We start from the raw sequence: 12,948 nt of genomic DNA on the forward strand, positions 1-12,948 counted from the left end.
CCGATCTCCGGCGCGGCCAGCAGCGCGAGCGCTCTCTTGAGCCCTCCTCCTCCCACCTGGTCCCGCTTCGCAATCTGCATAGCTGTCTTCCAGAATCCCCGCTCAATCTAGTTGTCGTCTTTTTTCTGACCCGGCATCTGCCCCGACACCTGGCCATGCGCCATCGCTTGCGCTTCGGCCGCGATGCCGGTCAGCGCGAGCTGGCCGCGCACCTGGTCGATGAACACGCTGGCAAGCAGCGCAAGCATCAATACCGTCAGCAAGCCTTTGACCGGCTGCGCGAGCGAACTCAGATTCAGCTTCGACGACACCTTGCCGGTAAAGCCAAAGCCGATGTCGATCAGCAGCAGCAACAGCATCATCGGCGTCGCCAGCTTCGCGACGGTTTCCATCAGCGAGTCGGTCTTATGCATCACGAAAGACTCGATGATCGCGCCGCCGGCCGGCGTCAGATCGTCGAGCGGCCACCATTGATACGACTGGTAGATCGCGCCGAGTAGCGACATCATGCCGCCCAGCAGCCAGAACGCCGCAATCGCGAACTGGCTGAGCAACGCCGACGTCAGCGAGGTTTGCTGCCCCTGGCTGGGGTTGGTCATCTGGATGTTGTTGAAGCCAGTCAGATCGTCGACATAGGTGCCGACACTTTCCGCGGCCCAGAAGACGCTCGAGGCCGCGAAGCCGAGACCGACGCCGATCAGCCCTTCCTTCAGGCCGATGCCGATCAGCATCAGCGGACTTTGCACCATCAGGGCGTCGTGCTGGCCGTACGCGGCGAAGCCGCCCCACAGCAGCGCCAGCGCGGTGCGCAAACGACCTTGCACGACGTTGTCGCTGGTCGGCGGAAAAATCATCATCAGCACCATCAGGCGCTCGCTGCACAGCGCGAGCATGATCAGGTAGCCGACCAGCTTGTGGCTCGATTCGATCGCGCTATAACTGAGGCTGCTCATGGCGTGGATCCAGGGGTCCGGTTTTTTGTGGTCAATGGCGTGAAGCGGTGACTCGAACGGGCCGCTCTCAGAACGGCCGTGGACCAGGCCGCCGGCTTTCCGACGCCTCTTCGTCCTGGGCATCTTCGACGGCCGTCTCGATCTCGCGGCACAACTTGTCGCGCCGCTTCGCGTAGATATCGATGCGCGCGCGGTTCTGCACGATCTGCGCGCGGCCCTGAGCAACCTGCTGCTGTTTGCCGGCGACCTGATTCGCCGCCTCGTTCGCCTGGTTCTCCAGCAGCGAGTGCCGCTGGGCCGTCGCAACCTGATGTTCGCGCAGCCGCAGATACGCGTCGGGCTGGAACGTCTGGTCCATCATCTCGTCGAGCTTGCGATTCTGCTCGAGCAGCACCAGGCGCTGCTGGTCGACCGCCTGGCGGCATTGCGCGAGCGCGCCTTCGAGCGCCTGCTGCTCGCCGCGCAACACCAGCAGCGCGTCGTTGAGCTTGCGCTCGAGTGTCTTGCGACGCGATAGCACCCGTTCGAGCGAAACGACCCGGCGATCTTTCATCGTGAGCCTCCGCGCGTCTAGCCGTGCGCGATCTGATGCAGCAGATCCACCGTGACGTCGGCGCCGACCAGCTGATCGGTTTCCTGGCCGAGGAACTGGCGGATCACGTCGATCTTGCGGATCGCTTCGTCGGCGAGCGCATCGGTGCCGCTCTGATATTCGCCGACCTGCAGCAGCAGTTCGACTTCCTTGTGCTTGGCCATCAGCCGCCGGATATGACCAGCCGATGCGACGTGCTCGCGCGGCACCACCTGGGTCATCACGCGCGACAGGCTGCCCAGCACGTCGATCGCCGGATAGCGGTTCTGCGCGGCGATCTCGCGCGACAGAATCATGTGGCCGTCGAGAATCCCGCGGACTTCCTCGGCGATCGGATCGCCGCCCGATTCGTCTTCGGCGAGCACGGTGTAAAGCGCGGTGATCGAGCCTCGCACGCCAAGGCCCGCGCGTTCGAGCAGGCGCGGCAGTTCGGCGAAGATCGACGGCGGAAAACCACGGCGCGTCGGCGGCTCGCCCATCGCGAGGCCGATCTCGCGTTGCGCGCGGGCGAAGCGCGTCAACGAATCCATCATCAGCAACACGCGCAAGCCGCGGTCGCGAAAGTATTCGGCTACGGCGGTGGCCGCATACGCCGCCTTCGCACGTTCGATCGACGATCGGTCCGAGGTCGCGCACACCACCACCGAGCGCGCCATCCCTTCCGGTCCGAGAATGTGTTCGACGAATTCGCGCACTTCGCGGCCGCGTTCGCCGATCAGTGCGATCACGTTGATGTCGCATTGCGCGCCGCGCGCGAACATCCCCATCAAGGTGCTCTTGCCGGCGCCGGCCGGTGCGAAGATGCCCATCCGCTGCCCTTCGGCCAGCGTCATCATGCCGTCGACCACGCGCACGCCGGTCGGCATCGGTTTGTCGATCACGGGGCGGCTCATCGGCGTGGGCGGATCGGCGAATACCGGCTGGAATTCGTGGCAATCGAGTTCGCCCTTGCCGTCGATCGGTTGACCGAGGCTGTCGATCACGCGGCCTAGCAGCCCGTCGCCGATGCGGATCGCCAGCGGCCGTTTCAGGCCGATCACGCGAGTCTCGCGTGAGATGTTGCCGAGCCGTCCGAACGGCGACAGCAACGCGATATCGCGCGAAAAGCCGACCACCTCGGCACTCTGCAGCAACGCGCCTTGCGGGGAACGCAGCTCGCACAGCTCACCGAGCGTCGCGTCGAGCCCACTGACCTTCAGCAAGGTGCCGATCACTTCCTGCACCTTGCCGGCGGCGGCAGGCCGCGGACGCGCGCGCAGCTCGCGCTCGATGGCATCAGCCATCAGATCGAAGCGGCGTGCGCCGGCCGGTTGGTCCGCAGCCGCGCCGGCGGGTGCGAGATCCAGATCGGCGACAGTATCGGGCGTGATCATCGTGAAGAGTCCGTAGGCGGGAGGGAATTGGCGCGCCATGCAGTGCCGGGCGATATCGGGTGGTCCAGGATAAACAGTCAGGCGGTGTTCAGTTCGCCGGCTTCGGTTACGGCGCCGGCATGGTGTGAGTCGTCGATCGCGGCGACCGCGTCGGCGAAGACATCGTCTTCGTCCACGTCCGGCGGCAACGTCGGCGCGTGATCCGGTTCCGGCTCCATCTCATCGGGCGGATCGAGGTGCAGCGCTTGCGCGCCGAGGTCCACGTCAGCGTCGACCCGAACGGCAGTATCGGCTTGCGCGCCGTACTCGCCCGGCGCCTGCGCGGTCGTATCGTCTTCGTCGTCAGGCAAACCCTGGACGGCACGCGCCAACGCCGCATTGATCGCCTCCAGTTGCTGCGGCAAGCTGGCGTCGATCGCGCCGAGATCGGCTTCGCACACGCACGCGCCGCGCTCCAGCTGCGCGTCGCCACTCACCTGCAAGCGCACTGAGCGCCCGGCGTCGCGCCAGGTGCGCAAGATGTCGTCGAACGCGGCGGCGGCCGACGCGAGGTCGTCGGGATGCACCCGCACTTTCAGCGGACTGCCGTCGGCGATGATGCCCTCGACGTGCGTCGCCGCCTGCCTGAACAGCATCACCGGATCGGCGCTGAACACGATCTGCTCGACCGCCAGCGCGACCAGTTGCGCGAGCCGTTCGCGCTGCCGCTGTCCGATCGAGCGCATCCCCGTCTGCATCTGCAGACTGCGTTCGTGCCACGCGGTCAGCGCTTCTTGCCAGCCGCCTTCATAGCCCGTCTGATACGCGCTGGCGTAAAACATCTGGGCCTGGTCGATCAGGTCGCTCGCTTCAGCCTGGGCGGCGGCGAGCACGGCGTCGGCCTGCGCACGCGCTTCGTCCAGCAATGTCGCACAACGTTCGTTCAGCGCGTGATAGGCGGCATCGATCTCGACCAGCGTCGCCAGATCCTCACCGCGCAGCACGTCGTCGCGCACACCGACTCCGGCCTGTGCGCCTTCGTCTGCGCCCTTCGAATGACGTAACCAGATCAGCATGAGCGCGCCGCAAATAGTTCAGGCAGTTGAGAGATAAGCGTGTCACTTGCAGAACTGACTTTCGCATGCTCGGCGGCCTCGAGCGGCGCGGCGAGCGCACTATCGTTCGATAACGCGAACTGCGCGAGCCGCATCGGATGATCGGCGCCCCAGCCGCAGTCCCGTTCGAACAGGCGAAAACCCCGCCATGCGAGCGCATCCGCGGTCGGTTCGGCGGCCAGCGGCAGATTGCCGCCCGCGAGGCCGCCGCGCTGCGCGAGCAGCGCGCGCGCCAGTTGCGGCCCGAGCCACTGATTGAGCAGCAGGCGGCGCGGCCGGTCGATCCACGAACGCACTTCGTCGACGTGTTCGAGCAGCGCGCGCATGCGCAGCACGCACAGGCTGTCGGGCAGCGGCAACTGGGTGAGCGGGAAACTCGGGTCGGTGAACGACAGCAGCGGCGCGGGCCGCACGCCGAGATGTTCAAGCCATGTTTCGGCGAGTTGCGCCGTGCGGCGCTCGTCGAGCGCGGGCAGCAACGACGCGTACGCAAACGCCGCAAGACGCTGCGGGTGCAGCCACTCGAACAGCGTGCGGCGGCGCCGATGATAGTCGGCGATACAGCCTGCCAGCATGGTGGCGAGCGGCGCCAGCGGGTCGGCGTCCTGAGACGACGCAGCTTGCGGCGCTTGCGGGTCCGGCGCCGCGTCGTCGAACACAGCGTCGAACGCGTCGTCGAACATTCCGTCGACCGCGCCGCCGCTGTTGTGGTCACCATTGCGGTCACCGCTGTTGCCGAAGTCTTCGCCGACGTTACCGCCCAGGTTGCCGCCGAGGTTGCCGTTCGTGTCGCCCGCGATCTCGCCGCCCATGTCCCTCTCCGTCACGGCCGCTGCTTATCCGGCACGCGCAACCGTGCGGTGCGGCGCGCTCACGCCGCGGCCTTCGGCGTCTTGCCCGCACGTGCGCCACGCTTCGGCAGAAACTGCGCGAGGCTGTCCGGCGTCAGGCGAGGCAGCTTGTCGCGCCACACCACCAGCGCGCCGGCGAGACCGATCAGCATGATCCCCAGCGCGATGGCGACGAACGTCAGCCAGCCGCCGCGCTGGTTATCCGGCATCGGCAGATTGAGCGGGTCCGCCGGCACCGAGGTCACGCTGACCTGGTCGTAGGTCAGCCCTTCGATACTGTGGACAACGAGGTTCTTGATGGCCGGTGTCAGCGTTTCGACGTTCGCATCGGCGCGATACTTGATGAACACCGCCGCCGACGAAGGCTTGGCCGATTCCGCCAGCGGGTCGTTGTTAGGCAGCACGATCTGCACGCGGGCTTCGACCACGCCATCGATTTTCGACAACGTGTCGTCGAGTTCCTGCGACAGACCGTAGATAAAGCGCACGCGCTCTTCAGTCGGCGTGGAGACGAGGCCATCTTTCTTGAAGAGCGTGCCAAGATCGTCGAATTTCTTCGACGGAATGCCGCGCGCGCGCAGAATTTCCATCGCGTGCACGATCTGCTTTTCATCGACGCTCACCGACCACGTCTTGCCACCATCGGGCGTGCTCTTCTGCGCATCGACACCGTACGGCACGAGCGCGGCGACGATCTCGTTACAGTCGCGCTCGGTCAGCTGACCGTACAGCTCCTTCTGGCAGCCGCCCAGCAGGAATACGAGGGCGAGACAGGGCAGCAGCTTGCGCCAGCGGGCGGGAGTGTGTTCGAGGATCGACATGTTATTGGTTCTTCATCAAGGTCTGAACGGCGTCTTTCGACGACTGAACCGCCGCCATCTTCACCTGAAGGTCGGCGTTGAGACTGGAGATTTCCATCTGCACGGTCATGTTGGCCGCCGCCATGCGTTCCATCGACAGCGAGCTCATGTGATGCATCAGGTACATCATGTCGTTCGGCACCTGCCGGTAGTAATCGGCCTGTTCCGACACGGCGCGCGCGACGATGTTGTGATCCGGATGCTCCGGCACGCTCTGCACCGGCGGAGTCGGCACGCCCTGCGATATCAGCGCCTGAAAGCGGTCGGCCTGCTCCGGCGTGGCCGAGGGCGCGGACTCGGTCCCCGCGCTCGCGCCGGTCTGGGCGATCTGCGGGTGGAGCTGCGACATCATCATCGATATGTCCACGTGCATTTCTCCCGTGAATGCCGCTGCGCGCCGATACGGTTCGCCGCGGTGACTACGCGTTCAGATGCCTGAGCGCCGGCGGGTGCAGCGTCCTCAAATACGGATGTACTGCATCGACAGCAACATATCGCCGGTCGTCGGCGCCGCCAGTGCGTCGGCCTTGGTGTGACTTCCCGCTGCGCCCTGGTCGAGTTCGCGCGCCGATTCCGGCGCCACGAAATGACCGGTGCGCCGCGCGGTCGCATACGCTTCCTGAAGGTCGTCGCCCGCCAGATAGACCCTGGCGAGCCGTCCCACCTCGTGGTCGCGGTACTCGTCCGCGAGCTTTCTGGCTTCGTCCTGCCAGCCGAAAGTCTTGCTCGACTTCAGGCAGCGCAGCAGCATGCCTTTGCTGGCCGGCAGGCACACCGAACGCTCGATCAGGCCACGATAAACCGTCTCCGCACTGGCCCAGTCGCGGCGCAACAGATGCAGCCAGCCGTCGAAGAACTCGAAGTCCGCGAACGCGGGACGCAACACATGCAAGGTATCGACCATCTGCTCGATGTCGTCGACGTCGACCTTGGCCCCGAGCCCGCTCGTGGCCGCAAACGCGGCACTGACCAGATCGACGAGACAGCCGAGCGCCGCCGGCGGACATTTCGCTTGTGCCTTCTGTTGATCCATTTCTTTTCCCCAGGAGTTCCAGAGCGGTGGGAAGCCTGTCCCACGCCCTGCACTATCAGCCGAACTTGATCCACACCGAACTTGATCCACACATTACGTCGCCACAGCTTCGCGGCAAGCGTGCCGCACGAAGTCGCACACCAATTTGCGAAGCGACGGGCCGAACCCGCATTGCTTCGCACGCGCCGCCCGCGCTTCGCATCGGCCGGCCGGCGCGGAGGTGCGGGCGGATAAGGTCTGTCTGGGGTAACCGGCAAGCGCCGTGACCAACGCCCGTCACGAAGCAGAAAGCCAGCACAACGAGAAGCACGCCATGAGCGACGACAAAACCGAAGAGCCCTCAGAACAGAAACTGCGCAAGGCCCGCGAAAAAGGCGAGGTTGCGAAGAGCACGGACGTAGTCGAAGTCGCGTGCCTCGGTGCCATGCTGGTCGTACTGCAAGCCGGCCAGCACTATCTGGTCGATTCGTTACGCGGGGTCGTGAAGAGTTCGATCGATTTCCTGAGCGGCCCACGCTCGATGGACGACCTGTACGTCACGCTCGCCGACATGGCCGGCCACGCGGTCGGCATGGTCTGCGGGGTCGCGGCCGTCGGCCTGTTCGCGGCGATCCTCGCGCTCGCGCCGCAAACCGGCCTGCAGTTCTCCTTCGAAGCGGTCAATCCGAAATTCGACGCGGTCAACCCCGCGTCCGGGTTGCAGAAGATCTTCTCGGCAAACTCGCTGCTCGATCTGGCGAAGATGACCGTCAAAGGCGTGCTGGTCGTCGCGGTGATGCGCGAGGCGATCGTTTCAGTAATGCCGGTGGTCGCGAGCGCGCTCGAACAGCCGCTCGCGCAGCTGATCCACGTGTTGTGGTCGGTGGTGATGAAGGTGCTCGGTACCGCGTTCGGCGTGTTCATCGTGATTGCCGCGGTGGACTACAAGCTGCAGGCCATGATGTTCCTGAAAAAACACAAGATGAGCAAGGACGAGGTCAAGCGCGAACACAAGGAAAGCGACGGCAACCAGGAGGTCAAGGGCGAGCGCAAGAAGCTCGCGCACAAGCTGGCGAACGAAGGTCCCAAAGGCGGTCTCAAGCGCGCCAATGTGGTGGTAGTCAACCCGGTTCACTACGCGGTCGCGCTGCGCTACGACCCGAGCGAATTCCCGCTGCCGGTGGTGATCGCCAAAGGACTCGACGAACAGGCGCTGCTGCTGCGCCGCCAGGCCGCCGATCTCGGCATTTCGATCGTCGCCAATCCGCCGGTCGCGCGGCTGCTCTACAAAGTGGCGGAAAACCAGCCGATTCCTGAAGAGTTATTCGAGGTCGTCGCAGCGATTCTTCGCTGGGTGAGCGGCCTCAGCGGCGCGAAAGCGTCAATCACGGAGTAAGTCCATGTTCAAGACCTTCAAGATTCCCGGCTTCGGCGAGGCCGGCATCGCGGTGCTGCTGGTGGCGATCATCTCGTTGATGATCCTGCCGCTGCCGACCCTCGTGATCGACATTCTGCTGTCCATCAACATCACCATCAGCGTGACGCTGCTGATGGTGACAATGTATGTGGGCAGCATCACGTCGCTGTCGTCGTTTCCGTCGATGCTGCTGTTCACCACCTTGTTCCGGCTCTCGCTGAACATCGCGTCGACCAAGTCGATCCTGTTGAACGCGGACGCCGGCGACATTATCGAGAGCTTCGGCGAACTGGTGGTGGGCGGCAACCTGGTGGTCGGCCTCGTCGTATTCATGATCATCGCGGTGGTGCAGTTCATCGTGATCGCGAAAGGCTCGGAACGGGTCGCCGAAGTCGGTGCGCGCTTTACGCTCGACGCGATGCCGGGCAAACAGATGAGTATCGACGCCGATCTGCGCGCCAACATCCTCACGCCCGAAGAAGCGCGCAAAAGGCGCACGCTGCTCGCGGTCGAAAGCCAGCTGCACGGCGGCATGGACGGCGCGATGAAGTTCGTCAAGGGCGATGCGATCGCCGGCCTGATGATCACGATGATCAACATCGTGGCCGGCATCGCGGTGGGTGTCGCGTACCACGGCATGACCGCGGGCGACGCGGCCAACCGCTTCTCGGTGCTGTCGATCGGCGACGCAATGGTGTCGCAGATTCCGTCGCTGCTGATCTCGGTCGCGGCCGGCGTGATGATCACGCGCGTCGGCGACGATGCGCACGAAGGCGAGGAACGCTCGCTCGGCGAAGATATCACCCGCCAGTTCGGCGGCAGCTCGCGCGCGCTCTACTTCGCTGCCGTGCTGCTGCTCGGTTTCGCCGTGGTGCCGGGTTTTCCGGCGGCGCTCTTCGTGCTGCTGTCGGGCCTGCTCGCGTTCGTCGCGTACCGGCTGCAAAGGAAATCGGGCAAACAGGCTGGCGGCACCGGCAAGCCGGTCGGCGCGCTGCAACGCGCCGGCGCGAAAGGCGACGCGCCGTCGATCCTGCCGCGTCCGCCGCAATTCACCTGCCCGATCGGCGTGCGGATGTCGAAGGACCTGAGTGGGCGCCTCGCCGCCGAGGCGCTCGACAAAGCCTTCGATACCCAGCGCGCGACGTTGCAGGCCGAAGTCGGCCTGCCGTTCCCCGGCATCATGATGTGGAGCGACGAGACGCTGCCCGCCGACACCTATGAAGTGGTGATCTACGACGTGCCGCACGCGCGCGCGAGTCTCGCCGCCGGCGCGGGCGAACCGCCCGAGCTGACCGCGCTGCTCGCGCGGCAGGCCGGCACGCAACCCGCCGAGGCTGAGGGCGAAGCGGCATCGAAGCCCGCACAGCGCAAGCCGGAAAGCATCATCGCCCAGCACACCATTGCGCTGTTGCGCATCAATGCGCATCTGTTTCTCGGCATCCAGGAAACGCAATGGATGCTCGATCAGCTCGAAACCGACTATCCGGGTCTCGTCGCCGAAGTGCAGAAGGCGCTGCCGCTGCAGAAGATGGCCGACGTGCTGCGCCGCCTGCTCGAGGAACAGGTGCCGATCCGCAATATCCGCAGCATCACGGAGAGTCTGATCACGTGGGGGCCAAAGGAAAAAGACATGCTGATGCTCACCGAGTACATCCGTATCGATCTCGGCCGGATGATCGCGTATCGCGCGACCGGCGGCCCGCGTGATCTGCCGGCGGTACTGGTCGACGTGCAGGTGGAGCAGCACATCCGTCAGTCGATCAAGCAGACGCCGACCGGCAACTTCCTCGCGCTGCCGCCCGACGAGATCGGCCACCTGGTCGACAACCTGGTGCAACTGGTCGGCGAAGTACCGCGCGGGCAACTGGCGGTGATCGCGTCGATGGATATTCGCCGCTACGTGAAGCGGATGATCGAGTCGCGCCTTGGCTGGCTGCCGGTGTATTCGTACCAGGAACTCGGCGCGCATATCGACCTGCAGCCGGTCGGTCGTTTGATGATCTAAGCCGGGGGTCTTCATCATGCATAGCTCGGCGACCCATCGCGTCCATGTGATTGCCGGACCGGAGCCGGCGCGCGAACCCGCGCGCGCCCATCCGGACACACCGGAATTGCGGCGGCTCGCGGCGCTGTTCAACGCGCATCGCGATGCGGCGTGCCGCGCGGACGATCAGGAGGCGGACCAGGAAGGCGCATCCGGCACAGTCAACGAAACGAAGCAAACCGACGCGCCGGAACACGAACCGGCGCGCGCGGCCGCCGAGATGCCGCCCACTGACACTGCCGCGCAAGGCGACGCGCCCCTCGCCGGACTGCCCTACGCGCCGGCCTGGCAAAAGCCCGATCAAAACAGCGGTGGTGGCGCCGACAACAACAGCGGTCAGCACGGCGGCGACAGCGGCGGCCAGAACCCCTCTTCCGCTCAATCCGAGCGCCGCAGCGGCTTGCCGTCAACCAGCACCGCGCACGCGGACCTCATCGCCGCGTTGCGCAGCGCGACGACGACACCGGCTTGCCCAGGCAAGCCCACACCCACGCCGGCTTCTGCCGCCGCACCCACTTTGCCTCAAGCGCCCCAACCTGCTCATCCTGCCCAGGCGCCGCAGCCCCGTCACGCCCGTGTCGAGGCGGCACCCGCCGCGCTCACCGTCGGCGCGTTGAGCACCGCGCCGCAGTCGAACCCGCTGGTCGAATCGATCGTCTCTAGCGTCGCCGATTTCTGCGCGAACCCGGCCGTGTTTTCGTGCAGCCCGTGGCATCTCACCGTGCCGCTCGATCCCGCGCTGCTGCCAGGCTGCCAATTGACGCTGATGCTTTCGCATTTCGTCCTGACGCTTCGCTTCACGACCACGGAGCCGGCCTCGCACGACTTAATCTCGCAACATGCAGATGCGTTGCGGCGGAACCTGGAATCGTTACCGAGTCTTCACCAGGACACACCGCGCGCGATTGAAATCGTCGTCACCTAAGCAGCGCCTTCACTACATAAGAACGCCATGAATCCTATCGACACGCGGCCTGTCCAGCCCGCTGCCACCGAAATCGAACCGACGCCCGTCGCGCTCGATTTCACGCGGTTGCCAGGGCTCACGCGCGGTGTCGCGCGGATGCAGCGGCTCGCGGTCGACGAACGGCTCGACGCACTGCTCGCCCATCAGTTCGGCATCGCCAACTGGCGAGCCGGCATGCGCAACCCGATCGATCCGGCTCGCGCCGCCATCTTGCGTCTGCGCTGGGGTGCGCTGAACGCATCGCTGCTGGTCGACCTGTCGCAACTGACGGACCTCGCCAGCGTCGTGCGCGCCGATCAAACCGGCGAGGTCGATCCGGCGATTGAAGCCTCGCTGCGCGCGAAGGTGGGCGGCTTTCTGCTCGGCCCGCTGCGGCAGGCGCTGGCTGACCTCGGCATGCAAGGCGTCGAAGTGAGCGGGCTTGATCTGGCAGCCGGCGGCGACACCGCCCCACCCGCGCCGGATGCCGAATGCTGCACGGTGTCGTTCCAGCTCGGCGAGGCGCGCTACGACACCGTCTTCAACCATATCGACGACGGCTGGCTCGACGCGCTCGAGCAGCTGGTCGCGCAACGCCGCATGCCGTTCGCCACGCGGGTCAGCGAAGTCACGGTGCCCGGCCGGCTGCTGCTCGGCGAGAAGTCGATCACGCTGACCACGCTCGACTCGCTGCGCCCCGGCGACATCATCCTGCGGGCCCTGCCGGCCGCGCTGCGGGCCTTTTTCCTGAAACAAACCGAGTCGGTCCGGCTGCCGGTGGTGTGGGGTCATCCCGGCACCCGGCAATTGCATGCGCTGGCCGACATCGCCGACCACCTCCTCACCTTGACCGAGAACCCTACGATGAGCCACGACATGAGTTTCAGCACGCCGCTCGCCGACTCCCACAACACGCCCGTCGAGATCGAACATCTCGATCTGCCGCTGAAGCTGGAGATCGACACGGTGTCGCTGCCGGTCGCACAGTTGTCCGCGCTGCGCGCGGGTTACGTGCTCGAACTGCCGACGGCGCTGCCGGACGCGCGCATTCGTCTCGTCACGTATGGCCAGACGATCGGCTTCGGCGAGCTCGTCACCGTCGGCGACCATCTCGGCGTGCGCCTCGTGCAGATGGCGTCCGGCCATGGTTCAGTTTAGCGATCTCACCGGGCTGCTGATCGCGGTTGTCGCGATCGGCATGATCCCGTTCGTCGCGATGGTGGCGACCTCGTACGCCAAGATCGTGGTCGTGCTCGGCCTGCTGCGCAACGCGCTCGGCGTACAGCAGGTGCCGCCGAACATGGTGCTCAACGGCATCGCGATTCTCGTCACCGCGTACGTGATGGCGCCGATCGGCATGCAGGCCGTGCAGAATATGCAGAGCATGCCGCACCGCGGCGGCAGCGACTCGTCGGCGATCGTGCTCGATGCGTTCGACGCCGGCAAGGAGCCGTTCCGCGCCTTCCTCAAGGCCCATGCGCACGAACGCGAGAAGCGCTTCTTCGTGCACTCGGCTTCGGCGATCTGGCCGAAGGACATGGCGGCCAAACTGCGCGAAGACGACCTGATCGTGCTCGCGCCCGCCTTCACGCTGACCGAAATGACCGACGCGTTCAAGATCGGTTTTCTGCTGTACATCGCGTTCGTGGTGGTCGACGTGGTGATCGCCAACGTGCTGATGGCCATGGGCCTGAACCAGGTGCAGCCGACCAACGTCGCGATCCCGTTCAAGCTACTGCTGTTTGTCGCGATGAACGGCTGGTCGACGCTGATTCACGGTCTTGTGATGACTTATCGCTGAAGGGA

General features: G+C 65.4%; 13 protein-coding genes. 5 read left to right on the forward strand and 8 right to left on the reverse strand.

Translation table 11 applies throughout. The features are described 5' to 3' along the window. Nucleotides 1-107 precede the first annotated feature (107 nt). From sctT to PQQ52_RS25005, 8 genes are all read right to left on the reverse strand, one after another. Nucleotides 108-953, reverse strand: a complete 846-nt coding sequence (gene sctT / locus PQQ52_RS24970) for a type III secretion system export apparatus subunit SctT (protein WP_408217148.1) — start codon at nt 951-953, stop codon at nt 108-110. A 67-nt stretch (nt 954-1,020) separates the two neighbouring features. Further along, a complete protein-coding gene (locus tag PQQ52_RS24975; RefSeq protein ID WP_408217150.1) occupies nt 1,021-1,506 on the reverse strand; it encodes a type III secretion system protein in 486 nt (161 codons plus the stop codon). A gap of 17 nt (nt 1,507-1,523) precedes the next feature. Next, on the reverse strand, nt 1,524-2,828 hold the full coding sequence (gene sctN / locus PQQ52_RS24980; protein WP_408217234.1) for a type III secretion system ATPase SctN: 1,305 nt from the start codon (nt 2,826-2,828) through the stop codon (nt 1,524-1,526). Nucleotides 2,829-2,995: 167 nt separating this feature from the next. After that, nucleotides 2,996-3,973: a type III secretion system stator protein SctL gene (sctL, locus tag PQQ52_RS24985; protein ID WP_408217153.1), complete on the reverse strand. Its 978-nt coding sequence runs from the start codon at nt 3,971-3,973 to the stop codon at nt 2,996-2,998. Further along, a complete protein-coding gene (locus PQQ52_RS24990; RefSeq protein ID WP_408217156.1) occupies nt 3,967-4,824 on the reverse strand; it encodes a type III secretion protein HrpB4 in 858 nt (285 codons plus the stop codon). Before PQQ52_RS24990 ends, sctL begins: the two co-directional genes overlap by 7 nt. Nucleotides 4,825-4,883: 59 nt before the next feature. Continuing rightward, on the reverse strand, nt 4,884-5,684 hold the full coding sequence (gene sctJ, locus PQQ52_RS24995) for a type III secretion system inner membrane ring lipoprotein SctJ (protein ID WP_408217159.1): 801 nt from the start codon (nt 5,682-5,684) through the stop codon (nt 4,884-4,886). A 1-nt stretch (nt 5,685) separates the two neighbouring features. Next, nucleotides 5,686-6,078, reverse strand: coding sequence for a serine kinase (locus PQQ52_RS25000; RefSeq protein WP_408217161.1), 393 nt, complete (start codon nt 6,076-6,078; stop codon nt 5,686-5,688). Between the two features lie 105 nt (nt 6,079-6,183). Next, nucleotides 6,184-6,756 (reverse strand): HrpB1 family type III secretion system apparatus protein, encoded by a 573-nt coding sequence (locus PQQ52_RS25005; RefSeq protein WP_408217164.1) that lies wholly within the window; start codon nt 6,754-6,756, stop codon nt 6,184-6,186. A gap of 313 nt (nt 6,757-7,069) precedes the next feature. Here PQQ52_RS25005 and PQQ52_RS25010 point away from each other — a divergent pair, with 313 nt between their 5' ends. Genes PQQ52_RS25010 through sctR form a run of 5 tightly spaced genes read left to right on the forward strand, consistent with a single transcriptional unit; the run spans nt 7,070 to nt 12,943 of the window. After that, the gene (locus PQQ52_RS25010) at nt 7,070-8,131 is read left to right on the forward strand and encodes an EscU/YscU/HrcU family type III secretion system export apparatus switch protein (protein WP_408217167.1); all 1,062 of its coding nucleotides are present in this window, start codon (nt 7,070-7,072) and stop codon (nt 8,129-8,131) included. A 4-nt stretch (nt 8,132-8,135) separates the two neighbouring features. Further along, nucleotides 8,136-10,157, forward strand: a complete 2,022-nt coding sequence (sctV, locus tag PQQ52_RS25015) for a type III secretion system export apparatus subunit SctV (protein WP_408217170.1) — start codon at nt 8,136-8,138, stop codon at nt 10,155-10,157. Between the two features lie 16 nt (nt 10,158-10,173). After that, on the forward strand, nt 10,174-11,121 hold the full coding sequence (gene sctP / locus PQQ52_RS25020; protein WP_408217173.1) for a type III secretion system protein SctP: 948 nt from the start codon (nt 10,174-10,176) through the stop codon (nt 11,119-11,121). 27 nt (nt 11,122-11,148) lie between these two features. After that, nucleotides 11,149-12,300, forward strand: a complete 1,152-nt coding sequence (gene sctQ / locus PQQ52_RS25025) for a type III secretion system cytoplasmic ring protein SctQ (protein WP_408217176.1) — start codon at nt 11,149-11,151, stop codon at nt 12,298-12,300. Beyond that, the gene (gene sctR, locus PQQ52_RS25030; protein WP_408217179.1) at nt 12,287-12,943 is read left to right on the forward strand and encodes a type III secretion system export apparatus subunit SctR; all 657 of its coding nucleotides are present in this window, start codon (nt 12,287-12,289) and stop codon (nt 12,941-12,943) included. Before sctQ ends, sctR begins: the two co-directional genes overlap by 14 nt. Nucleotides 12,944-12,948: the final 5 nt, after the last annotated feature.

Source organism: Paraburkholderia sediminicola, from assembly GCF_046030555.1.
Classification (GTDB): domain Bacteria; phylum Pseudomonadota; class Gammaproteobacteria; order Burkholderiales; family Burkholderiaceae; genus Paraburkholderia; species Paraburkholderia sediminicola_E.

Coding starts and splice junctions, on each gene's coding strand:
- sctT (WP_408217148.1), bottom strand. CDS start 953: ATGAGCAGCCTCAGTTATAGCGCGATCGAATCGAGCCACAAGCTGGTC.
- PQQ52_RS24975 (WP_408217150.1), bottom strand. CDS start 1,506: ATGAAAGATCGCCGGGTCGTTTCGCTCGAACGGGTGCTATCGCGTCGC.
- sctN (WP_408217234.1), bottom strand. CDS start 2,828: ATGGCTGATGCCATCGAGCGCGAGCTGCGCGCGCGTCCGCGGCCTGCC.
- sctL (WP_408217153.1), bottom strand. CDS start 3,973: ATGCTGATCTGGTTACGTCATTCGAAGGGCGCAGACGAAGGCGCACAG.
- PQQ52_RS24990 (WP_408217156.1), bottom strand. CDS start 4,824: ATGGGCGGCGAGATCGCGGGCGACACGAACGGCAACCTCGGCGGCAAC.
- sctJ (WP_408217159.1), bottom strand. CDS start 5,684: ATGTCGATCCTCGAACACACTCCCGCCCGCTGGCGCAAGCTGCTGCCC.
- PQQ52_RS25000 (WP_408217161.1), bottom strand. CDS start 6,078: ATGATGATGTCGCAGCTCCACCCGCAGATCGCCCAGACCGGCGCGAGC.
- PQQ52_RS25005 (WP_408217164.1), bottom strand. CDS start 6,756: ATGGATCAACAGAAGGCACAAGCGAAATGTCCGCCGGCGGCGCTCGGC.
- PQQ52_RS25010 (WP_408217167.1), top strand. CDS start 7,070: ATGAGCGACGACAAAACCGAAGAGCCCTCAGAACAGAAACTGCGCAAG.
- sctV (WP_408217170.1), top strand. CDS start 8,136: ATGTTCAAGACCTTCAAGATTCCCGGCTTCGGCGAGGCCGGCATCGCG.
- sctP (WP_408217173.1), top strand. CDS start 10,174: ATGCATAGCTCGGCGACCCATCGCGTCCATGTGATTGCCGGACCGGAG.
- sctQ (WP_408217176.1), top strand. CDS start 11,149: ATGAATCCTATCGACACGCGGCCTGTCCAGCCCGCTGCCACCGAAATC.
- sctR (WP_408217179.1), top strand. CDS start 12,287: ATGGTTCAGTTTAGCGATCTCACCGGGCTGCTGATCGCGGTTGTCGCG.